The organism is Bartonella sp. AD24XZML (genome assembly GCF_042196485.1).
Taxonomy (GTDB): Bacteria; Pseudomonadota; Alphaproteobacteria; order Rhizobiales; family Rhizobiaceae; genus Bartonella.
This window is the reverse complement of the sequence record NZ_JBHIQH010000015.1, coordinates 100,898-122,403: the sequence shown is the minus strand read 5'-3', so window position 1 is coordinate 122,403 and position 21,506 is coordinate 100,898. Positions and strand designations below refer to the sequence as shown.

21 protein-coding genes and 1 pseudogene are annotated in these 21,506 nt (G+C 38.2%); 6 read left to right on the top strand and 16 right to left on the bottom strand.

Going from position 1 to position 21,506, the window contains the following annotated elements; translation table 11 throughout:
* Positions 1 to 72: 72 nt before the first annotated feature.
* Together ACFIMX_RS01835 and cysS are read right to left on the bottom strand one after the other, a co-directional pair.
* Entirely contained in the window at positions 73 to 744 is a 672-nt protein-coding gene (locus tag ACFIMX_RS01835; RefSeq protein WP_375617712.1) for a DUF421 domain-containing protein, read from the bottom strand.
* Positions 745 to 783: 39 nt separating this feature from the next.
* Positions 784 to 2,292 (bottom strand): cysteine--tRNA ligase, encoded by a 1,509-nt coding sequence (gene cysS, locus ACFIMX_RS01830; protein WP_375617647.1) that lies wholly within the window; start codon positions 2,290 to 2,292, stop codon positions 784 to 786.
* A 498-nt stretch (positions 2,293 to 2,790) separates the two neighbouring features.
* Here cysS and ACFIMX_RS01825 point away from each other — a divergent pair, with 498 nt between their 5' ends.
* Positions 2,791 to 3,159: a TIGR02301 family protein gene (locus ACFIMX_RS01825; RefSeq protein ID WP_375617646.1), complete on the top strand. Its 369-nt coding sequence runs from the start codon at positions 2,791 to 2,793 to the stop codon at positions 3,157 to 3,159.
* A gap of 418 nt (positions 3,160 to 3,577) precedes the next feature.
* Here ACFIMX_RS01825 and ACFIMX_RS01820 read toward each other — a convergent pair whose 3' ends face one another.
* A complete protein-coding gene (locus tag ACFIMX_RS01820) occupies positions 3,578 to 4,906 on the bottom strand; it encodes a dihydroorotase (protein ID WP_375640555.1) in 1,329 nt (442 codons plus the stop codon).
* Between the two features lie 64 nt (positions 4,907 to 4,970).
* Between ACFIMX_RS01820 and ACFIMX_RS01815 the strand changes: the two genes are divergently transcribed.
* From ACFIMX_RS01815 to ACFIMX_RS01805, 3 genes and pseudogenes are all read left to right on the top strand, one after another.
* Positions 4,971 to 5,843 (top strand): YgfZ/GcvT domain-containing protein, encoded by an 873-nt coding sequence (locus ACFIMX_RS01815; RefSeq protein WP_375640556.1) that lies wholly within the window; start codon positions 4,971 to 4,973, stop codon positions 5,841 to 5,843.
* A complete protein-coding gene (locus ACFIMX_RS01810; protein WP_375693940.1) occupies positions 5,836 to 6,453 on the top strand; it encodes a YfbR-like 5'-deoxynucleotidase in 618 nt (205 codons plus the stop codon). Before ACFIMX_RS01815 ends, ACFIMX_RS01810 begins: the two co-directional genes overlap by 8 nt.
* 351 nt (positions 6,454 to 6,804) lie before the next feature.
* Positions 6,805 to 6,953: pseudogene (locus ACFIMX_RS01805) on the top strand (integrase); the annotation flags it as partial.
* 92 nt (positions 6,954 to 7,045) lie between these two features.
* On the opposite strand, the gene panB reads toward ACFIMX_RS01805, so the two are convergent.
* The 11 genes from panB to rpoZ form a co-directional block, all read right to left on the bottom strand.
* A complete protein-coding gene (panB, locus tag ACFIMX_RS01800; RefSeq protein ID WP_375693939.1) occupies positions 7,046 to 7,861 on the bottom strand; it encodes a 3-methyl-2-oxobutanoate hydroxymethyltransferase in 816 nt (271 codons plus the stop codon).
* Positions 7,858 to 8,718, bottom strand: a complete 861-nt coding sequence (panC, locus tag ACFIMX_RS01795) for a pantoate--beta-alanine ligase (RefSeq protein ID WP_375640559.1) — start codon at positions 8,716 to 8,718, stop codon at positions 7,858 to 7,860. The genes panB and panC overlap by 4 nt, the downstream gene beginning before the upstream one ends.
* Before the next feature lie 23 nt (positions 8,719 to 8,741).
* Positions 8,742 to 9,488, bottom strand: a complete 747-nt coding sequence (recO, locus tag ACFIMX_RS01790) for a DNA repair protein RecO (protein ID WP_375617640.1) — start codon at positions 9,486 to 9,488, stop codon at positions 8,742 to 8,744.
* A 25-nt stretch (positions 9,489 to 9,513) separates the two neighbouring features.
* A complete protein-coding gene (gene era, locus ACFIMX_RS01785) occupies positions 9,514 to 10,419 on the bottom strand; it encodes a GTPase Era (protein ID WP_375693938.1) in 906 nt (301 codons plus the stop codon).
* The gene (rnc, locus tag ACFIMX_RS01780; protein WP_375617639.1) at positions 10,412 to 11,119 is read right to left on the bottom strand and encodes a ribonuclease III; all 708 of its coding nucleotides are present in this window, start codon (positions 11,117 to 11,119) and stop codon (positions 10,412 to 10,414) included. The genes era and rnc overlap by 8 nt, the downstream gene beginning before the upstream one ends.
* Positions 11,100 to 11,912, bottom strand: a complete 813-nt coding sequence (lepB, locus tag ACFIMX_RS01775) for a signal peptidase I (protein WP_375640607.1) — start codon at positions 11,910 to 11,912, stop codon at positions 11,100 to 11,102. The genes rnc and lepB overlap by 20 nt, the downstream gene beginning before the upstream one ends.
* 79 nt (positions 11,913 to 11,991) lie before the next feature.
* Positions 11,992 to 12,393: a holo-ACP synthase gene (gene acpS / locus ACFIMX_RS01770; protein WP_375606308.1), complete on the bottom strand. Its 402-nt coding sequence runs from the start codon at positions 12,391 to 12,393 to the stop codon at positions 11,992 to 11,994.
* 37 nt (positions 12,394 to 12,430) lie between these two features.
* Positions 12,431 to 13,003 (bottom strand): DUF2062 domain-containing protein, encoded by a 573-nt coding sequence (locus tag ACFIMX_RS01765; RefSeq protein WP_375617637.1) that lies wholly within the window; start codon positions 13,001 to 13,003, stop codon positions 12,431 to 12,433.
* Positions 13,004 to 13,095: 92 nt separating this feature from the next.
* Positions 13,096 to 13,674 (bottom strand): orotate phosphoribosyltransferase, encoded by a 579-nt coding sequence (pyrE, locus tag ACFIMX_RS01760; RefSeq protein ID WP_375640608.1) that lies wholly within the window; start codon positions 13,672 to 13,674, stop codon positions 13,096 to 13,098.
* A gap of 16 nt (positions 13,675 to 13,690) precedes the next feature.
* Positions 13,691 to 15,916, bottom strand: coding sequence for a RelA/SpoT family protein (locus ACFIMX_RS01755; RefSeq protein WP_375617636.1), 2,226 nt, complete (start codon positions 15,914 to 15,916; stop codon positions 13,691 to 13,693).
* A gap of 128 nt (positions 15,917 to 16,044) precedes the next feature.
* Positions 16,045 to 16,443, bottom strand: a complete 399-nt coding sequence (gene rpoZ / locus ACFIMX_RS01750) for a DNA-directed RNA polymerase subunit omega (RefSeq protein ID WP_375617635.1) — start codon at positions 16,441 to 16,443, stop codon at positions 16,045 to 16,047.
* Positions 16,444 to 17,016: 573 nt separating this feature from the next.
* On the opposite strand from rpoZ, the gene ACFIMX_RS01745 reads away from it, so the two are divergent.
* Entirely contained in the window at positions 17,017 to 17,685 is a 669-nt protein-coding gene (locus ACFIMX_RS01745) for a uracil-DNA glycosylase (protein ID WP_375617710.1), read from the top strand.
* Between the two features lie 48 nt (positions 17,686 to 17,733).
* Here ACFIMX_RS01745 and smpB read toward each other — a convergent pair whose 3' ends face one another.
* Both smpB and dapA read right to left on the bottom strand, forming a co-directional pair.
* Positions 17,734 to 18,210 carry an SsrA-binding protein SmpB gene (gene smpB, locus ACFIMX_RS01740; protein ID WP_012231306.1) on the bottom strand — a complete coding sequence of 159 codons (477 nt, stop codon included), beginning with the start codon at positions 18,208 to 18,210 and terminating at the stop codon, positions 17,734 to 17,736.
* Positions 18,211 to 18,228: 18 nt separating this feature from the next.
* Positions 18,229 to 19,113 (bottom strand): 4-hydroxy-tetrahydrodipicolinate synthase, encoded by an 885-nt coding sequence (gene dapA / locus ACFIMX_RS01735; RefSeq protein WP_375617634.1) that lies wholly within the window; start codon positions 19,111 to 19,113, stop codon positions 18,229 to 18,231.
* A gap of 250 nt (positions 19,114 to 19,363) precedes the next feature.
* Between dapA and ACFIMX_RS01730 the strand changes: the two genes are divergently transcribed.
* On the top strand, positions 19,364 to 21,454 hold the full coding sequence (locus ACFIMX_RS01730; RefSeq protein WP_375617633.1) for a lytic transglycosylase domain-containing protein: 2,091 nt from the start codon (positions 19,364 to 19,366) through the stop codon (positions 21,452 to 21,454).
* Positions 21,455 to 21,506: the final 52 nt, after the last annotated feature.

The following is a 21,506-nucleotide window of genomic DNA, read 5'->3' as shown; positions in this document are numbered from 1 at the left end:
TCTGTGGTTGTTTATAGATTCATCTCTTCATTACGGGGCTTCCAATAAGCTATACCTACCCGTTTTTTGAAGTTAGACTGTTTTTGAAAAAGGAACAAGAAATAATCCACTATACAATTTATTATTTTGATCTATATTTTCATACCATTCTGCTGCGAATAAACTTTCAACTTTTACATGTTTTTTTTTCAATTCTGCCTGAAGCCACTTTTTTGTTTTACCAATCTCTTTAAGTCCCTCATCAATAACTTCACCATTTTCTATTAAAATCGTCGATTTCTTTCCCTCTTCCTTTTTAATGACAGTGAAATCACCATTGGTTTCCAAACGAACAAAAGCAGCTTCATGTAAGTGACACCCTTTAAGACGTAACATCGTAATGAGATCATTAATATTGATCCCTAAGCTCTTAATCTTATCCATTTGGAAAACTCCATCTAAAACTAATGTAACATTCCGCCCTGCAATAAGACGACGAAAAAAAACTGAATAGCGTGCAATAAAATTAAAAGATGTAATCAAGGTTTGCCAGATGAGTAAAACAAGCAATAATTGAATGCTACTAATATTCTGATTATAAATAACTCCTCCAATAATACCTCCCATGACAAAATTACTGACCAAATCAACTGGTGTCATCTGACTAAGACTCCCCCGCCCCGTCGTTCTTAAAATAAATAAGAAGGCAACAAGGCCTACAGCCAGTTTAAGCGCGATATATCCATAATGATATAAAAATTCCATCATATTCTCCTTTTTTATGAAGCTGCTGGAATAGAGAAATTAAAATCGTTTTATTTCCCACACAGTTATGCGCTCACCACTCTGCGGATCCTTACTGTCTTTTAAAAGAACCCCCTCGGCTGCAAGCTCATCACGAATTGTATCCGCAGCTTCCCACTCTTTATTATGGATAAGTCTTAGTCTTTCGGCAATGCGCTGATCAATAAATTTTGTATCAAGGAAAGTTTTTCTCATAAATAATGGGCAATCTATTTCTTTAATCCATTCTTGTCTTAACAGTCCTAATAAATTCATCCCATTCAGAAGAGCCAAAGCATTTCCTTCTTTATAAAATTTTCGCAAAAGAGTCAGTGCTTTTGGAGTATTAAGATCATCACTAAGTGCATCTATCAAAGTATCATCAATTGCTTCATTGTTTTTCATCTCACTCTTTTTGCTGCGAAGCCATTCATACCAACGATACAGTTCGCTGCTCGATTGTATTAAACGCTGTGCTGTCCAATTTAATGGTTCACGATAATGCGTTTGCAACATCGAAAAACGCGCAGACAAACCAGCCCAATTTTGCTTCATTTCATCGGTTAAAATACCATTAAACTCCCCCAAATTATTCTCTAAAATAGAACGAATAGTTCTGAAATTGCCAAAGCTTTTCGACATCTTTTTGCCTTCAACTTGTAAAAAACCATTATGCATCCAAAAATTAGCCATTCTCTCCGTCCCAAAAGCTGAACAACTTTGTGCAATCTCATTTTCATGATGAGGAAAAATTAAATCAATTCCACCACCATGGATATCAAAAACATTGGCAGACGGATCATCACAGGTTAAACCACCGCCATAGGGCGCTAATAACTTTGCCATTGACATTGCAGAACATTCAATATGCCAACCTGGACGACCTAAAACAGGAATTCCGCCCGGTGATTCCCAACCTGGTTCTCCTTCTACAGAAGGCTTCCACAAAACAAAATCCATCTCTTCCCTTTTATAAGCAGCAACATCGATACGCGCCCCCGCCCTCATTTCATCTAAAGAACGATTTGCAAATGCCCCATAATGGGGAGGATTTTTTATGCTACTTACAGAAAATAATATATGATTTTCCGCTTCATAAGCGTGCCCCTTTTCAAGCAAACTTTCAATTAAAGAGCGCATCTCCTCTAAATGCTCAGTAGCGCGTGGCTGACTGGTTGGCAACAGACAACCAAGTGCTATGGTATCTTGTTGAAACTGAGAATATGTACGTTCTGTTAAGTGACGAATAGCCTCATTCAATGATACGTTTGGATATTCGCTAGCTGCTCGTGCATTAATTTTATCATCGACATCTGTAATATTACGCGCATATAGAACATGCTCATTGCCATAAACATGACGCAATAAGCGAAATAAAATATCAAAAACAATAACAGGACGTGCATTTCCTATATGCGCATAATCATAAATTGTTGGTCCACAAACATAAAGACGTACTCTTGTCGCATCTATTGGTGTAAATTTTTCTTTTTTACGTGTTAGCGTATTATAAAATCGCAACTCTTTCATTTATTGACTCCATGGACGATATTATGCACCGATCCTTTTAGATGTATCTTATCTCAAATCATTGTATTACGCGGTTTAAGCTAAAAACTTGTATCTTATAATAAATTCTTCTTACCATTTTCCCATTGTATTTACGGCTGTATTCATCGTTTATCATAAAAACAATCTATTTTATTTGATTGGACAAAAGCGTTCTATCATTAGAGATGCTTTCCCTCCTTAAAGAAAATGAGCTTAGAAAAAAATCTATAGGCAATACAATATAAATCTATGTGAAAAATAGATAGCTTGCAGGCAGAAAATCTTAAATTTTTAACCACACAAAGCTTCGTCAGTATTTTCAATATTCCACAATGGGTTCCTTACTTCCTCTTACGCCCTATATTTTATAATCAATAATTGAGAATAATGTAGCAATTAACTTTATTTTTTACACCGTTCTCATGACAAAATTATTTTATCCTTACAGAGTTTTATTCAAAGAAAGCAATAAAAATAATGCATAATAGATTGATAAACATCATTATTTTAATATTTCTTGTCATTTCAATGCCAGCCTTTGCACAACAATCTCCACCTTATGAAAAAAAATTACTCCGACTAGCAGAAATTTTGGGATCATTGCATTCTCTCCAAAATCTTTGCGAGCCTCCAACAAACCAATGGTATGACTATATGAATGCACTGATTGAAGCAGAACACCCCATTCCACAAAGACGTGCTTATTTTTATGAAGCGTTTAATGAAGCATATCGTGCTTTCTCAGAAAATTATCATCATTGTACACAAGCTGCCATTGAAGCCAATCAAAAATACATTGAGGAAGGAAGAATTTTATCTGAAAACCTCCTCATGCATTATAAATAATTAATCTATACAAAAAGTAGCTTTCTCAATTTTAGCGATATCAATGATACTCCTTTCACAAATGCGGGGAGCAATAAACCAGCTCTGAAAATAGAGAGACGTTTAAAGAATAATGTCTCGATACGCTTTTATTCGTATGAGCGCCTTTTTCCCTATACAAAATCGTTCTTTGGCTTCCTCCCCACACCTCAAAGGATGAAGATTGTTAACTAAATTTGCTCTGTAAATAATCTAGGTTCTTGTTGAACAAGATTCCTCTTGGCTTCTAACTCATGTAATTTGCTTCATAGTTTCTAAAAACAAGCCTAAGAATATTCACCACGCATAAAAAAACACTTATGTACCAAAGAGGCTGACATACCCTATATCACCACTCTAAAAGATGGTATTTTACGGCATGCTTATGATTTTAATTTGTTTACACCAAAGTTTCCATAAATTTAACAGGCTCTCCTTGTGAAGGTGTGACAATTTCACCTTCCCACATAACACGCATACCACGGATAATAGTCCCAACAGGCCAACCTTTAACTTTTTGACCATCATAAGGTGTCCAACCGGTACGCGAACCAATTAAGCTATTCGTAATAATTTCTTCTCGCTTAAGATCAACAATGGTTAAATCAGCATCAAACCCAACAGCAATGCGCCCTTTACAACTTATACCAAAAATACGACTAGGGCCATGTGAAGTGAGATCAACAAAACGTTCAAGAGATATTTTTCCTGCATTCACATGTGTCAACATAATTGCTGCTGTTGTTTGCACGCCTGTCATACCTGAAGGTGAAGAGGGATAAGGTTGAAGTTTTTCTTCAAGAGTATGAGGCGCATGATCTGAACCTAAGACATCAATAATTCCTTGTTGAACACCGTACCAAAGAGCGTCACGGTGGCGCGGCTCACGAATAGGCGGATTCATCTGAATTAATGTACCAAACTTCTTATAATCATCAGCCGTGAGCGTCAAATGATGTTGTGTCACTTCAATTGTTGCAACATCCTTATGTTTTTTTAGAAAATCAATTTCTTCTTCTGTCGAAAGATGTAACACATGAATCCGAGCCTTCGTCTCATGAGCAATTTTTACCAAACGCTGCGTACATTTTAATGCCGCAACTTCATCACGCCAAATCGGATGTGACGATGCATCCCCTTCAATACGCAATATTTTACGCTCTTTGAGCCTCGCCTCATCTTCAGAATGAAAAGCCGCACGACGGCGTGTATTCTTCAAAATAAGGCGTACACTTTCATCATCATCAACCAAAAGATCACCGGTAGAGGACCCCATAAAGACTTTAATTCCAGCCGCACCAGGAAGTCTTTCTAATTCAGATAATTCATGAGCATTTTCACGCGTTCCTCCAACCCAAAATGCAAAATCACAATGCATTCGATGAAATGCGCGTTGAACCTTATCGCTTAATGTTTCTTCTGATGTTGTCAATGGATTGCTATTAGGCATTTCGAAAACTGCCGTAACACCCCCTAACACAGCAGAATACGAGCCACTTTCCAAATCTTCCTTATATTCATTCCCTGGCTCACGAAAATGCACTTGGCTATCAATAATTCCTGGTAAAATATGAAGCCCTGTACAATCAATGACCTCACTAGCCGATGCACATGTAAGGTTGCCTATTTCAGCAATACGACCATTTGTAATACCAATATCACGCTTGCTTCTTCCATCATGATTCACAAGTGTTGCACCTTTAAAAATTGTATCAAATGTTTTAAACATAGCCACGCTCCTTACATATTGCTCACTTATCGATTATGTAACTTTGAGCAGAAAGGCAAGAACCATGATTGAAAAACAAAATGCCATTTGCTTAAAAAACCGCGGGCTTATTCAAATTATAGGGGAAGAAGCAACAGATTTTCTACAATCCTTGATCACGACAGATGTAAAAAAAATCAGTCCACAGGAACTTTTCCCTGGAGCCCTTTTATCCCCACAAGGAAAGGTTCTTGCTGATTTTCTTATCGGAAAAAAAGAAAATGGTTACCTGATTGATATCAGAATGCCTTTAGCTGATACGCTTCACCAACGTCTGTTGCTCTATAAGCTGCGTAAAAAAGTAGAAATTACACAACCATTACAAGAGCTTGTTACGGTTTCTTTGAATAATGAATCAGATACTTTAAATTTTGATTCAAGTTTTGTTGATAAACGCTTCCCACAACAAGAAAAAATAATACGAATCTATGGAAAAAAAACTTTTTTGACTTCAGAATATCATGATACATGGAATCAATTGCGTATCCGTTATGCAATTGCGGAAAGTGGTCAAGACTATGAAGTTGGCAAAGTCTTTCCTCATGATATTAATTACGATCAAATCAATGGACTTGCATTCAATAAAGGATGTTATATTGGACAAGAAATTGTTTCACGAATGCACCACCGCCGTGCAGCACGTCGCCGTATTTTTATTGTAAAAGGCCAGTGTAAATTACCCCCTCAATCTAGCATTGAAGCAGGAACAAAAGTGCTTGGCTACTTGGGAACATGTGTAGAAAATGAGGCTCTTGCTTTAATGCGTATTGACCACGTCAAAGATGCTATGGATCATAACATCCCCTTTACTGTAAAAAACATTCCTGTCACTATAAGCATTGCTGAAAATATGAATTTTACCTTTCCTGAAAATACTATAGAAAACACGCATGGCTAAAGCTGAATTATTAAAAAATGGAGAAGCCCGGGCTTGGCAAAGAATGCTCTCTGGAAGGCGACTTGATCTTCTCAACCCTTCTCCTTTTGATGTTGAAATTGAAGATATTGCCCATGGACTTTCTCGCGTAGCACGTTGGAACGGTCAAACACGAGGAGAGCATGCCTATTCTGTTGCACAACATTCACTTTTGGTTGAACAAATATTTCAAAAACTTTTTCCACAATCGGGAAACAACGAATGTCTTTATACCCTTCTTCATGATGCTCCAGAATATGTCATCGGTGATATGATTTCCCCTTTTAAAGCTGTCATAGGAAAACAATATGAACGCGTTGAAAAGCGCATCCAAGATGCTATCCACATGCGCTTTTCTCTTCCCGTTGATCTTTCTCAAAAACTTTTAAAAAAAATTAAACAAGCCGACCGTATTGCTGCCTATTATGAAGCGATTACGCTTGCTGGATTTAATACAGAAGAAGCCCTTCGCTATTTTGGCTCTCCCAATAATATTCTACCCGATGATCTTAATTTATCCCCCTATTCTACACAACACATTGAAAACGCATTTTTAACGCGCTTTAATGACTTAGATGCCCAAAGATTATAGACTCTTCGCATTGTTGATTCCTTGTCATTACAGACTCATCACACTGACTTATAATAATAATTCATTGTTTTTTCATTTTGAATGAGAGCTCCTAATATCGTAAGCTTCACTCATTTCAAATCTGTTTATATTGAATCAATCAAAATCATTCTCTTGCACACCACAAGCGGGGCTGGCGTGTGGGTAAAATTTTTTAAAGAAAGAGTTAAAATGCTTCTTATGGACCACCTCAAGTGCTAAGCGCTGTCGCAGCATTGAAAATTGGCAAAGTGTGTGATGATGCCGGCTTGCTCTCTTATGAAGCGTAAAGACGGGAGTGCTCTATAAATTTTATACACTTCATAAGGGACTTACCACTATACTATTCACGAACGCCATCGCGAAATAGGATTGGGTGCCTTAAGAAAGCTCTCTTTAAAAAAGCACGTGAATTAGCGACCCAATGGCGTTCTGTTTTGCATGAGAGGCGTGACTCCATTCAAGAAATGGAAAAATCACAGCTCAAATTGTATACAAAATATATTAAATAATGCACATTTATTATCAAAATAACAAATGTTCTCTTGTCAAACCTTTCATATTAAACTGAAGTTTATTTTAGTTTATAAACTTCATTATCCGCTGGGAAAGCACGAGATGTGACATCCTCTGCATAATTCTTGATTGCAATTTCCATGGCTTGTTCAAGATTTCCATAACGACGAACAAATTTTGGCACATGGGCACCATAACCTAACATATCTTCCATAACTAATACTTGCCCATCACATTGATTGGACGCCCCTATACCGATCGTAGGGATAGAAAGCTTATCTGTCAGTTTCACCGCTAAAGGTTCAACCATTGCTTCTAAAACAACAGCAAAAGCACCTGCCTCTTCAATCGCTACTCCATCTGCTTCAATTCTTTGCCAATCATTCTCCTTGCGTCCTTGTGTTTTAAAACCACCAAAACGATTCATTGCTTGGGGTGTAAGACCGATATGCCCCATCACTGGAATGCCACGTTTACACAAAAAATCTATTGTTTCGGCTATATAAACGCCACCTTCAAGCTTAACTGCACCACACCCCGTTTGTGCAAGAATGCGCGATGCATTAAAAAAAGCTTGCTCTGGACTTTCCTCATAAGATCCAAAAGGCATATCAATAACCACAAGAGCTTTTTGAGATCCACGCACCACGGCTTTCCCGTGTGAAATCATCATATCTAAATTAACAGGAAGCGTTGTCTCAAACCCATACACAACCATCCCAACGCTATCACCAACCAAAAGGATATCGCAATATGGATCAGCAATCCGCGCAGTATAAGCTTGATAAGCTGTTAAAGAAACAATTGGCTGTTGTCCCTTTCTTGCACGTATTTCGGAAGATGTTATACGCTTTACGGTTTTATGTACACTCATTTTCCACCCTTCTCTTGCAATATATATTGATCAATCAGCCTTACCTCACCAAAGCGGACAGTAAGAAGTAAAACTGCTGGTTTATTCAATGTTCCTCTAATCGCGCATAAAGTTTGCATATCCCGTAAATCTATCGCTTCAATGATTGCACGCGTTTCTTGTTGTAAAATATCATAAACAGTTTTGCATAATTTATCAACCGACCGTTCACCTTCATGGTAAAGCTTTTCAGCAGCTTTTCCACTTTCAGGAAGAATTTTGGCAGCTTTACGATCTTCTAATGTTAAAAGCTGATTGCGTGAAGAACAAGCTACACCATCTGACTCCCGTAGAATAGGAACTCCAACGATTTCAATAGGAAAAGCCAAATCTTCAACCATACGCCGAATAATTAAAATTTGTTGAAAATCTTTTTCCCCAAAAAAAGCCTTATCTGGTTGGACAATGTTAAAAAGTTTAGCAACAACGCTTGTTACACCACAAAAGTGCCCCGGACGTAATTTTCCCATCAAAATACGTGATAATTTTTTCACTTGCACAATTGTATCATTTCCTAGTGGCCACATTTCATCTACAGAAGGAGCAAAAACACATTCAACACCTGCTTCTTTTAACAAAGCACAATCGCCCTTCAAATCTCTTGGATATTGAGAAAAATCTTCATGAGGTCCAAATTGCTTTGGATTGACAAAAATAGAAACCACTACGCGATCACACATTGCTCTTGCATACTGTACTAATGCAAGATGACCATCATGCAATGCCCCCATTGTTGGAACAAAACCAATCGAAAAACCTAAACGTCGTTCCTCTGAAGTATATTGGCGAACTTCAGCAATTGTCTTTAAAATTCTCATTTTCCCATTCAATTATCATCAGATCAACAAATTAATGCCTGTACACCAAATTGGCGCTCAAACAATTGTATCAAATTCATGCGCACTGACGGCTGCTTTATATCTCGTGGCTCCCAGACATGACGCATAAGAAAAAAACCCGTCAGTATAAAACCATTTATTATATCACTAAAATCAGCAGGACGAGTCATTCTTTGTACAAGAAACTGTGGTAGAATAAGAAGCTTTTTTTTCCAAGGTTCTCCTGCTTCTTCACAGACAGCCCGACCAGATTTTGGTGATACGTAATGAAGCCTTTCCTGACGACCTGTTGCAGCACAACAAGATAAATCAAGACCAAAACCAAGTTCTTCAAGAAGCCGCATTTCAAAACGTACAAGCAATTCTGCATTTACAAATGGTTCATCAAAATTCTGCATAAAAAGGTGTAAAATATCATATAAAATGGGGTGCGGATCACGTTCGGGAAGAAGCCGCAAATGAAAAGCTATCAATTGCAAAGCATAAAGTGCTTCTGGTAGACAGATTAATCGTGCCGCATGTAAATCAAGAGCTTCAAGCCGGAAAAGTCCCAAATGTTCGTCTAAACGAGCCCACCATTCAGCCTCCACAAAATTTCCAGGTTGAAGAAGAGCTGCCATGCGACGCGAGCGCCCCCCTTTTACCACTCCCATATAACGACCATGTTCACGTGTCATAATCTCAAGAATAACACTTGTTTCACCATATTGGCGCGTACCAAGTATAACGGCTTGTTCTTTCCACTTCATTTTACTTTAATTATTTTTAAAAATCTTATTTTAAAAAATCCAATCCCATTTCACGATAACGTTCTGGATCGGTATCCCAATTATCGCGCACTTTCACAAAGAGAAAAAGATGAACCTTTTGATCCATAATTTCCATGAGTTCTTTACGTGCTGCTTGACCAATCGCTTTAATTGTATCGCCTTTTGCTCCTAAGACAATTTTTTTCTGACTCTCACGCTCGACATAAATAACTTGATTAATTTTAACGGAACCATCTGAACACTCTTCCCAGTTTTCTGTTTCAACCGTTGAGGAATAAGGAAGTTCATCATGAAGACGAAGAAAAAGTTTTTCACGCGTAATTTCAGCAGCAAGATGACGCATAGGCATATCAGAAATTTGATCTTCCGGATAATACCATGGTCCTTCCTGCATCATGTTACTCAACGCATGAAGTAAATCCTTGCAACCAGAACCGTTTAGAGCAGAAATCATAAATGTTTGCGCAAACTTTACACGTTCATTTATTTTAGTGGTTAACGCTAGAAGAGATGATTTAACAACTGTATCAACCTTATTAAGAACAAGAACTTTTTCTTGTTTCATATTGTTTACAATATCTAACATCATATCAACTTCATCCGAAAGACCACTTTGAGCGTCAATTAAAACAAGCAGAACATCAGCGCTCTTAGCCCCTCCCCAAGCAGCAGAGACCATGGCTCGTTCTAAGCGCTTATGGGGACGAAAAACACCCGGTGTATCGACCAACACAATTTGCACATCATCATGAATGACAATACCGCGGATTAAAGTTCGTGTTGTTTGTACCTTATGTGTTACAATTGAAACCTTTGTTCCAACCAATTGATTAACCAATGTCGATTTACCGGCATTAGGCATCCCAATAAGCACAACAAACCCAGAACGCGTTTTCATAACGTCACTCATGATTATTTTTTCCCACTGTTTTCCATACACCCTCTCGTCGCAAAATTTTTTCAGCTGCCATTCTTTCAGCATATCTTTTGGAGCTTCCCTGCCCAATCTCTGAAGCAAACCCAGAAATACTGACCTCTACCATAAAAACAGGATCGTGATCTGGACCTGAACGTTTTATAACCTGATAATGTGGTTGTGCATTGCCTTGGATATGCGCCCATTCCTGTAATTCTGTCTTGGCATCACGTCGACCAGCATCCATTTTCTTTGCCCTACTTTGCCAATATTTTTGAATAAAAGGGCGAACACTTTCCAATCCTCCATCGAGATATATTACGGCAATCAAAGCTTCCACGACATCTGCATGCATATTGATAAGTCGACGCCCCTCAAAATTTTTCATCTCAAAACCAACACGGATCATATCAGGAAGTCTCATTTCACGCGCAATATCAGCACATGTCTGTGCATTGACCAGATGATTTAAACGGACTGATAATTCACCTTCACTTGCCTGAGGAAAAAGTTGATACAGCATCTCTGCAATCAAAAGCCCTAAAACCCGATCCCCTAGAAACTCTAGTCGTTCATAATTCCCCTGTTCCGAATCTTGTACACTCGAGTGTGTTAATGCCTTCTTTAACCTCTCTTCATCTTTAAAACAATGCCCCGTCAGCTTGAAAAGCTGATCAATCATGAGACGTTTCATCGTTGTTTCCTTGCTTGATAAGCGGCAAATCATGAACCGTATTTATGAAAGAAAACAAACGTTTCCAACGCACATCAAATGGCCAGCGCCAAATCTGCCAAGCACTTGAACCATTACTGATAGAAAAGAAAATCACGCTCGCGCGACCAATAAGATTTTCTTCTGGAACATAGCCTACATCTAAACGACTATCATCTGAATTGTCGCGGTTATCTCCCATCATAAAGTAATGTCCTTGAGGAACTTCAAAGACTTCTGTATCATCAACTTTCGGGATGAAAGCTAAATCAAGTGTATCATAACTGACACCGTTAGGCATTGTCTCGCGATAAACCTCAACAGGATAGTTCACTTCCGTTATATCAGAATTATCAATCTCCCCCATAAAGTGACGTGAAACAGCCTCATCATTAATATAAAGGACACTTTGACGGACTTGTATACGATCACCTGGTAGCCCAACGACGCGTTTTATATAATCAATCTTCGGATTACTTGGTAAGCGAAAAACGACCACATCTCCACGTTGAGGTTGAGATGCCCAAATCCGTCCAGAAAAAAGAGGAGGAGAAAAGGGGATGGAAAAACGAGAATACCCATATGCATACTTAGAAACAAACAGATAATCTCCCACCAACAAAGTAGGACGCATTGAACCGGAAGGAATACTAAACGGCTGGAAAAAAAGTGTCCGAATAAACGCTGCTAAAAGCAAAGCCTGTATTAAAACAGAAATAAATTCAAGAAGCCCACCTTTTTTTTCTTTTTTATGCACTTTATCTTTTGGGATCATCACCAACTGCCTTCTCATCACAGATATAATTTTTTTCATCATAATATTCAAATAACAAAAGCACAATCTCTCACGCCATCTATCCACGTGGAAGTGCTTCGATAATAATAAATGCCTGTGCCCAAGGAAAATCATCTGTTATGCTAAGATGAATAACTGCATCATGATGAGGAGGTAATAACTTTTGAAGTTGCATTTGCGCACGATTTGTTAATTGCATTATTGGTTTACCAGATGGCAAATTAACTACCCCCATGTCTTTCCAATTGATACCACAAGCGATTCCCGTTCCTAAGGCTTTAGCACATGCTTCTTTCGCAGCAAATCTTTTTGCATAGGAAGAGGAGCTTTTTTTGAGATTTTCAGATCTATTTCTTTCAATATCCGTAAAAATCCGTTGGATAAAACGCTCACCATAACGAACCAACATTTTCTCAATACGTCGTATATCAACCAGATCATTTCCAAGACCAATAATCATAAGATATTACCCGATCTTTCTTACGATGAGCGCTTCTTTAAACGCCTTTTTTTATAATCTTTTGATATCGCTTTTGTTTAAAACGAACCGTTGCTCTGTAAACACCTATATAAGATAAACCACCAAAAACAATACCTAAAAGAGTTCCCCCTAAAATCATAGGACTCATAATTGTATCCCATGCGCCTTTAAAGAGGAGAGAGAGATTTGACAATGTCAAACCATTAAATAGAGCACGAATTTGCGAAAGAGAAATCTCTTTGACATCGCTAAAAAGTGATAAACAAAAATACCCTACTTTATAATCAGCCATGACAATCAATAAAAATGTGAGTGGATTAGAAAAAATTGTCCCAATGATTGCGGCAGCAAAGTTTGCACGCAAAAGCCAAGAAAAAAATATTGCCAAAATAATATGCAACCCAAAGAACGGTGAACAAGCTAAAAAAACGCCAACAGCAACCCCTAATGCTACTTCATGCGGTGTTGCTGATATACGCAAAATACGTTTATGTATGTAGCAAAATGAGCGAGAAAATGAACGACGTGGCCATAACCAAAGTCGAATACGCGTTACAAAATCTATTGGTTTTCGACGACGAAAAAGCATATGACTCTCAATATACATCTTTTGATGATGAAATAATCTATATCATCCAAATTAATCTTTTTAAGCTTTTGCACAAAAAAATAGAACGACAATTAAATATTTCGACTGCCTGGTTTAATCGCGGGAAGAACAGAAAGCTCTGCAGGAAGTGCATCACTAGCATAAGAGGTTATCTCGTATTCAGCAAGCGCAATCAATGGAACTCCAACATTGACCTTACCACCAGAACGATCAAGGATACATGCACTGGCCAATACCTCTGCTCCTGTTGTAACAAGCGCTTCAACAGTCTCACGAATGGAAAGACCCGTTGTTACAATATCTTCAACAATAACAACCCGTGCACCCTTCTTGATTTCAAAACGACGCAATTCAAAGATGCCATTTACACGCTCTACCCAAAGAGAAGGAACACCAAGGTGACGTGAAGTTTCATAGGAAGGAATAAGACCCCCAATTGCGGGACCAACAACATAGTCAATTTTTCCCTCGATAGATTTTTTGATTTTTTCAGCCAATCCACGACATAACTTTTCCGTCAAGTCAGCATGCATGAATACTTTCGCTTTTTGCATATAAGTCGCACTATGGCGCCCCGATGTTAAAATAAAATGCCCTTTTAGAATAGCATCTGCTTGTTTAAAAATATCAATGACATCTTGTGTATTCATTGCAAAATCTTTCTTTTTATCCATGAACCCGCCGTACTGTACTTACTGAACCTGCCTTTTTTAACTGAGAAAAAATACGATTCAAATGTTTTAAATCCCACACTTCCAAATCAATCATAATTTCTGTAAAATCTGGTGCTGTACGGATAAAAGATAAATTTTGGATATTGGCATCGTTAGCAGAAATTATTTGTGTAATTTCAGCCAAAGAACCAGGACTATTTACAACTAAAATATTCATCCGTGCAGGAAAACGTTCATTCATTTGGGCATCAATATCCCAGCGGACATCAATCCATCGTTCTGGCTGATCATCATACGCCATCAAAGCTGAAGACTGTATTGGATAAATAACAATCCCAGCTCCTGGCTGCATAATACCAACAATCCGATCTCCAGGTACTGCTCCTTCCGGTGAAAAACGTACGGGTATATCTCCACGGGTTCCTCTAATAGGCAAGGCTTTAGATTGATGATTCTCGACCATTGCATTCTTTTCATTTTCTGGAACTTTAAAAATCATACCTTGAGCATTTTCAATATTAAACCAACCTTCTTCCCCAGGCTTAAAAGATGACTTTTGTACCACACGGTGATCTTGATAATCAGGATAAACCGCTTTAATTACATCAGCGGAAAACAGCTCTCCACGCCCAACAGCAGCCAATACATCCTCTACATCTTTACGTGCTAAACGTGGCAAAACTTTCTTCAAAAGGTCTTTTGAAAATTGCTTTCCCATATATTCAAATGAACGCTCGAGAATACGATATCCTAAACCCGAATATTGTTTACGTACCGCTGCACGACTTGCTCGTCGAATAGCTGAACGTGCTTTACCCGTGACAACAAGAAATTCCCATGCTGCTGGCGGAATTTGAGCGTGTGAGCGAATAATATCAACCTCATCACCATTTTTTAATTTGGTCATTAAAGGCATAATACGACCATTGATTTTTACACCCACACAAGAATCACCGATATCTGTATGGACGGCATAAGCAAAATCAATAGGCGTAGCTCCTTTAGGAAAAGCAATTAATCGACCTTTCGGCGTAAAACAAAAAACTTGGTCTTGAAAAAGCTCAAGTTTTGTATGTTCTAAAAACTCTTCTGGATTATCTCCATCAGACAAAGATTGTATCGTTTGACGCAACCATGCATAGGCATTCGTTTCACTTGATAACTTCACAGTCGAATAATTGGAACCGTGCTCTTTATATATGGAATGAGCAGCAACCCCATATTCAGCAACTTCATCCATAGTAGCCGTTCTAATTTGCAACTCAACACGTTGTCTTGAAGGACCAACAATTGTTGTATGAATAGAACGATAATCATTTTGCTTTGGTATAGAGATATAATCTTTAAAACGACCAGGAACCATTGGCCATGTCGTATGAATGACACCAAGAGCACGATAACAATCATTCACGGACTCAACAATCACACGAAATCCAAAAATATCCGATAATTGTTCAAAAGATAATGCTTTACTTTCCATTTTGCGAAAGACTGAATAAGATTTTTTCTGACGGCTTTTAACATCTGCTTTAATGCCATGCTCGAAAAAAAGTTTTGTCAATTCATTTTCAATTGTGGAAAGCAAATCACGGTTGTGTTTCAATAATTCAGAAAGTCGATTTGTAATCGTACGATAACCTTCTGGATTTAAATAAAAGAAAGAGAGATCCTCTAATTCCTCACGCATATCCTGCATACCCATACGGCCTGCAAGTGGCGCATAGATATCCATCGTCTCCTCAGCAATTCGCCGACGTTTATCATCACGCATAACACCAAGGGTACGCATATTATGAAGACGATCAGCAAGTTTGACTAAAAGAACACGAACATCATCAGAAATAGCAATAAGAAGTTTACGAAGATTTTCTGCTTGTACGGCTTTCTTTGATACAAGATCAAGCTTATTAAGCTTTGTAAGCCCTTCAACCAACTTTCCAATTTCAGAACCAAAAAGCTGATCAATTTCTGCTCGTGTAGCGCTTGTATCTTCAATTGTATCATGCAAAAGAGCAACAGCAATCGTTGCCTCATCCAACCGCATATCTGTCAAAATAGCAGCAACTTCTAAAGGATGAGAAAAATAAAGATCACCTGACGCACGCTTTTGATGTGCATGCTTTTTCATTGCATAATCATAGGCCCTGTTTAAAAGAGCCTCATCTACGTCAGACTTGTAACGTTGAACACGCCCAACAAGCTCACACTGACGCATCATACGAGCATATCCTTTATCTTTTCACACCCCTAATCTTTATTGAACACGTCCTATTAATAAAAGACACGAAAAATAATTGCTCCTTACATGACAAAGTATCTTTACCCCTGTAACATAAATTGCTGCAATTAATAATCGTCACTTTTTTCTGGAACAACCAAACCTTCAATACCCGCTAAAAGCTCTTCTTCTGACATATGATCAAATGAAGTACCTTCTTCTTGCGACGACGTATTAAAAACACTTTCAGCTTCACCTGAATGGGTAATAAATCCACTTGCCATTTCTGGCTCATCTACTTCCACATGCTTTTGCAGCGAATGAATAAGGTCTTCCTTTAAATCAGCAGGCGACAATGTTTCTTCTGCTATTTCACGCAAAGCAACAACTGGATTTTTATCATTATCACGATCAACCGTAATCTGCGCTCCTTGTGAAATCTGACGCGCCCGATGACCTGCTAAAAGTACCAATTCAAAGCGGTTGTCAACTTTATCAATACAATCTTCTACCGTTACGCGGGCCATTTATGCCTCTTTCTCAAATAAAAAAATTTAATAGCGGATAAAGGAGTATATACAATAATCAAAATAAAACACAAGAAAAACAACACAAACTTTTATATTTTTTGATTAAAGAACTTATTTAAAAAAAATCTTGGAAAATTTATAAAAATGTATAACCTATTCATGCTCGTTATCAAAATTTCTTTTAAAAGCATTCCAATAGATTGACTTCAAACAAAGGACGGTCTTTCTTGACAAAATACTTGTCTGGAGTCCTTATCCTTTTAAAAAGAATACCTGCTGTTTAAATCCTTTGCAATAACAGCAGTCTTATACATACTTTTTATGATAATATCTTTATCTAAAGAGAGAATTTTTTCTTTGAACATCATGTGTATCGCACTCTTATTCATCGAATAAATTACTGAAAAATGACCTCTCTTTACACAATAATGAGCAATAAGTTTATATTAAACTTTCTGCTAAAAAAGTTTATTTATATTCATTATAGATTATAGATTGTTTATCAAAACATAACCCGTCATATACGCTATAAAGACTCAAAAAATAGAAAAACGATTGATGCCTAACACCATGAATAGCCAATTAACATCACTGTGCCCAGAACCACCCAAAAATTGCAATTTATGTCCGAGGCTTCATCAATTTATCGCTGGCTGGCGTGTAAAAGAACCAAGTTGGTATAACGCACCGGTGCACCCATTCTTTCCTTATAAAGGGCCAGATACAACACGCCTTCTTATTGTTGGGCTTGCTCCTGGATTACGCGGAGCAAATCGAACTGGACGTCCATTTACTGGTGATTATGCTGGGCACTTACTTTATTCAACTTTAAAAAAGTTTGGTTTTGCCCAAGGAACCTTTGAAGAAAGAGCAGACGATACTCTTGAACTTATTGATGCAGCAATTGTTAACTCTGTTCGTTGTGTTCCACCAGAAAATAAACCCACCGGTGCAGAAATTAACACGTGCCGCTATTTCTTCTCACCTCTTTTAACAAATCTTCCCAAACTTAAAGCCGTTATCACTTTAGGCACCATTGCGCACCATTCAACAATACGTGCCCTTAATGCAAAAGTTTTAGCTCACCCTTTTGGACACGGCGAAATCAATAACATCGGCAGATTACGCATCTTTTCGAGCTATCACTGTTCTCGTTATAATACAAATACTGGACGCTTGACAGACGCTATGTTTCACCAAATCTTTCAAGCAGCAAAAACATACTTAGATCAATGCTAAAACTGTTTTAAATAGCGCTATAAATAAAGGATATCTAGATCGCATCCGTCATCCATACCTTTTTAAAAGTCTTGCTTTTTCACGTCCCCAATCGCGTTTTTTTTCCGTTTCGCGCTTATCATGAAGCTTTTTCCCTCGCGCTAGAGCGATCTCCAATTTAACGCGCCCTCGTTCATTAAAATAAAGTTTGAGAGGAACAAGTGTCATTCCTTCACGAGACGTTGCATTAAAAAAACGTGCCATCTCACGTTTTGAAAGTAATAATTTGCGCAAACGTCGTGGTTCATGATTAAAACGATTAGCCTGCGTATATTCAGGAATATAGCTGTTTACTAACCATAATTCCCCATTCTCAAAACTCGCATAGCTTTCAGCAATATTGGCATGATTAGAACGTAAGGACTTCACTTCCGCTCCCTGAAGGACAAGACCAGCCTCGAGATTATTAAGGATTTCAAAATTAAAACGTGCTTTACGATTGTCAGCAATTATTTTCCGTACGGGCGCGTTCTTTTTTTTATTCATGGCTTTGTCAATATCATTTTATGCTTTTAAAAGACCAGCATGACTGAGGGCTGCATCAATAATCTTCTTTGTTCTTTCTGTTAATGGAACAATAGGAGAACGCACAGTATCACCACAAAATCCTAATTTTGCAGCAGCATATTTAATACCTGCTGGACTAGGTTCAATAAACACAGCACGATTAAGAGGCATCAAGCGATCATTTAATTCTCGTGCTGTTTTATAATCACCACGAAAACAAGCAGCTTGAAGCTCTGCACACAGCTTTGGAGCAACATTGGAGGAAACTGAAATACACCCCATACCTCCATGTGCATTAAAACCTAACGCTGTACAATCATCACCGGAAAGCTGTACAAAATCCTTCCCACACTTTTCACGTTGTTCACTAACGCGTTCAATTCTGCTCGTTGCATCTTTTACACCAATGATATTGTTAAAATCTTGATAAAGGTCTTTCATCGTTTCTACAGCCATATCGATAATAGAACGACCAGGAATATTATAAATTATAATTGGAATAGAAACAGCTTTGGCAATGGAAGAAAAGTGCTTGTATAAACCAGATTGATTTGGTCTATTATAATAGGGAGTGACAACCAAAACTGCATCTGCACCAGCTTTTTGCGCGTATTGTGCAAGCTCTACGGCCTCACTTGTGCTATTTGATCCCGCTCCAGCAACAACAGGAACACGCTTTGCAACCTGCTCAACACACAATTCTATAATCCACTTATGTTCTTCATGACTTAACGTTGCTGATTCACCTGTTGTCCCAACAGGGCTTACACCGTTAATCCCTTGTGTGATCTGCCATTCAACAAAATCACAAAACGCCTTCTCATCAATCGCGCCCTTATTATCAAACGGTGTGATAAGCGCAGTTATAGCTCCCTTGAGCATGATAAACTCCCTATAATGTTTGCTTTTATTTTTTTATAATCGCCTTTTATAAATTTTAAATAGAGCATAATCTTGCTCTATCATTGAAGCAAGATGAATTTCAAAAAAAGCCCCCATAAGATGAAAATGTCCCTCCTTAAATGTTGAACATTTCTTTAAAATAAGCCGTCTATATTAACGCGTTTTTCATGCTTGTGTTCTATAAATCCTTAAGTTTTTACAAAAAGCAAGGTCTCAAGGTCTTTTCTCTATGCGTGTATTTTCCACCTCTCTTTTCGTATCAACCTTTACTGCACTTATACTGGCAATAAGAATTTTATTTTCAAGTGCATACGCGCAAACACCACTTTTGCAAGGGAAAGTACCAATCCCTTTGGTTCGCCCTACTCCCTTTACCGCAAAAAAAGCTCAAGAATCTCTTCAACAGATACACACGACATCACACAATACTGCTACACTTCAGCAACTGAAAACTGGGCTAGATGCACTAGCAAACAACAATATTGCAAAAACAATAAATCTTCGTAATTCAATGGAAAAACATAGCCTTGATCGTCATATTTTGACATGGGCGCTGGGGGTGTCAAACCAAGCTAATATACCCAGTTCTGAAATATTTAATGCAATCAACATGCTAAAAGGATGGCCAGGTATAGAAACGATGCAACGCAATGCTGAACGTGCTTTTCTTAACGAAACCAACGTCACACGCGCAATCATCCAAAAATTTTCTCATCACCCGCCCCAAACAGCACAAGGGATGGCTCTTTTCGCTAAAGCACTTATCGCAACGGGACAAACCACTCGTGCCCAACACGTTATTGCGCCATGGTGGCATAAAACACAGCTTAATGCAAAAGAAGAAGTATTTGTTCTTAAAAATGCAAACGCTGCATTAAAACCTATTGATCATTTGAAACGCATGCAGTTTATGCTGTATGCACATCGTTTTGATTCAGCAGCACGCGTTGCAAAATTAGCCCATGCTCAATCTCTTTTTAATGCTTTTGTGGCCGTTGAAAAAAATGATCCTAGAGCTACACAAAAATTAAAAGCTGTAGAGAGATCTTGGCAAAAAGATCCTCTTTTTCAGTTTGCTCGAATACGCCATCTTCGACGAACAGAGCAATATGATGCAGCAGCAGCACTCATGATGAAAACATCAAAAGATGCATTCCGCCTTATGAACCCTCATTCATTGTGGAAAGAACAACGCGCCCTTTCTCGTGAAATGCTCGATTTAAACAAACCAAAAATTGCTTATCAACTTGTTACAATGCACACTGGTATAACATCTGCATTAGCCGTCGATGCTGAGTTTCATGCAGGATGGTATGCACTACGGTTTCTTCATAACCCTAAATTGGCAATGCAGCATTTTTCACGTATTCCTCAACTCTCTTCTTTACCTTTTTATGCATCACGTGGATATTACTGGATGGGACGAACAGCAGAAACGCTAAAAGAACATCAAAATGCCCAGCAATACTTTCATCGCGCAGCTCATTTTGGTGCAACTTACTATGGTCAATTAGCCGCTGCACGACTCAACCAAAAAAAGCTTAAAGTTTTCTTTCCCAAACCAACAACCGCTGAGCGACAACATTTTAGTGCACGAAAAGCGATCAAAGCAATTCAACGTCTTGAAGCAGCCGGCTATGCTGATTTTGCTAAATTTTTTTATAGAGAGCTCGGAAAAAAAATAGAAAGCCCCGGTGAATTAGCTCTTCTGGCTGTTATGGCAGAAAAAAATGGAGACTATTATACCAGCCTCAAAATTGGAAAAATGGCTGTTTTTCAGGGGAAAAATGTCGGTGCACTCTCTCATCCTCTGGGAGCTATACCAGCTTCTGCTAATATTTCTGTAGAAGAAAAATCGCTTATCTATGCCATTGCACGCCAAGAAAGCGAATTTAATCCAACAGCCATATCAAAAGTAGGTGCACAAGGTATACTCCAATTGCTTCCTACAACAGCAAAAGCACTAGCAAAAAAATACTCAATCGCATGGTCTCCTAAAAAATTTAGCAGTGATGCTCATTATAATGCAACATTAGGTGCCCATTTTCTCAATGAACAATTAGAACGTTTTAATGGATCCTATATACTAACTCTTATTGGCTATAATGCGGGTCCCCGTCGTGTCAATGAATGGATAAAACGTTATGGCGATCCTCGAGGACAATCTCTCGATAACGTCATTGATTGGATTGAACGTATTCCTTATACAGAAACACGTAATTACGTGATGCGTGTCATGGAAAATTATGGTGTCTACAAAGCAAGACTCACTGGGAAAATAGATATAAAAACCGACTTGCTTTCTGGTCGACGAAAATAATATGCCTTAACTTCCCAAATAGCATTTGAAAGCGTTGATAAGAAGTGTTTTT

What these genes read in the sequence shown, in the direction of transcription:
- ACFIMX_RS01835 (WP_375617712.1), bottom strand. Translation starts at nt 744, where the DNA reads ATGGAATTTTTATATCATTATGGATATATCGCGCTTAAACTGGCTGTA.
- cysS (WP_375617647.1), bottom strand. Translation starts at nt 2,292, where the DNA reads ATGAAAGAGTTGCGATTTTATAATACGCTAACACGTAAAAAAGAAAAA.
- ACFIMX_RS01825 (WP_375617646.1), top strand. Translation starts at nt 2,791, where the DNA reads ATGCATAATAGATTGATAAACATCATTATTTTAATATTTCTTGTCATT.
- ACFIMX_RS01820 (WP_375640555.1), bottom strand. Translation starts at nt 4,906, where the DNA reads ATGTTTAAAACATTTGATACAATTTTTAAAGGTGCAACACTTGTGAAT.
- ACFIMX_RS01815 (WP_375640556.1), top strand. Translation starts at nt 4,971, where the DNA reads ATGATTGAAAAACAAAATGCCATTTGCTTAAAAAACCGCGGGCTTATT.
- ACFIMX_RS01810 (WP_375693940.1), top strand. Translation starts at nt 5,836, where the DNA reads ATGGCTAAAGCTGAATTATTAAAAAATGGAGAAGCCCGGGCTTGGCAA.
- panB (WP_375693939.1), bottom strand. Translation starts at nt 7,861, where the DNA reads ATGAGTGTACATAAAACCGTAAAGCGTATAACATCTTCCGAAATACGT.
- panC (WP_375640559.1), bottom strand. Translation starts at nt 8,718, where the DNA reads ATGAGAATTTTAAAGACAATTGCTGAAGTTCGCCAATATACTTCAGAG.
- recO (WP_375617640.1), bottom strand. Translation starts at nt 9,488, where the DNA reads ATGAAGTGGAAAGAACAAGCCGTTATACTTGGTACGCGCCAATATGGT.
- era (WP_375693938.1), bottom strand. Translation starts at nt 10,419, where the DNA reads ATGAGTGACGTTATGAAAACGCGTTCTGGGTTTGTTGTGCTTATTGGG.
- rnc (WP_375617639.1), bottom strand. Translation starts at nt 11,119, where the DNA reads ATGAAACGTCTCATGATTGATCAGCTTTTCAAGCTGACGGGGCATTGT.
- lepB (WP_375640607.1), bottom strand. Translation starts at nt 11,912, where the DNA reads ATGATCCCAAAAGATAAAGTGCATAAAAAAGAAAAAAAAGGTGGGCTT.
- acpS (WP_375606308.1), bottom strand. Translation starts at nt 12,393, where the DNA reads ATGATTATTGGTCTTGGAAATGATCTGGTTGATATACGACGTATTGAG.
- ACFIMX_RS01765 (WP_375617637.1), bottom strand. Translation starts at nt 13,003, where the DNA reads ATGCTTTTTCGTCGTCGAAAACCAATAGATTTTGTAACGCGTATTCGA.
- pyrE (WP_375640608.1), bottom strand. Translation starts at nt 13,674, where the DNA reads ATGAATACACAAGATGTCATTGATATTTTTAAACAAGCAGATGCTATT.
- ACFIMX_RS01755 (WP_375617636.1), bottom strand. Translation starts at nt 15,916, where the DNA reads ATGATGCGTCAGTGTGAGCTTGTTGGGCGTGTTCAACGTTACAAGTCT.
- rpoZ (WP_375617635.1), bottom strand. Translation starts at nt 16,443, where the DNA reads ATGGCCCGCGTAACGGTAGAAGATTGTATTGATAAAGTTGACAACCGC.
- ACFIMX_RS01745 (WP_375617710.1), top strand. Translation starts at nt 17,017, where the DNA reads ATGAATAGCCAATTAACATCACTGTGCCCAGAACCACCCAAAAATTGC.
- smpB (WP_012231306.1), bottom strand. Translation starts at nt 18,210, where the DNA reads ATGAATAAAAAAAAGAACGCGCCCGTACGGAAAATAATTGCTGACAAT.
- dapA (WP_375617634.1), bottom strand. Translation starts at nt 19,113, where the DNA reads ATGCTCAAGGGAGCTATAACTGCGCTTATCACACCGTTTGATAATAAG.
- ACFIMX_RS01730 (WP_375617633.1), top strand. Translation starts at nt 19,364, where the DNA reads ATGCGTGTATTTTCCACCTCTCTTTTCGTATCAACCTTTACTGCACTT.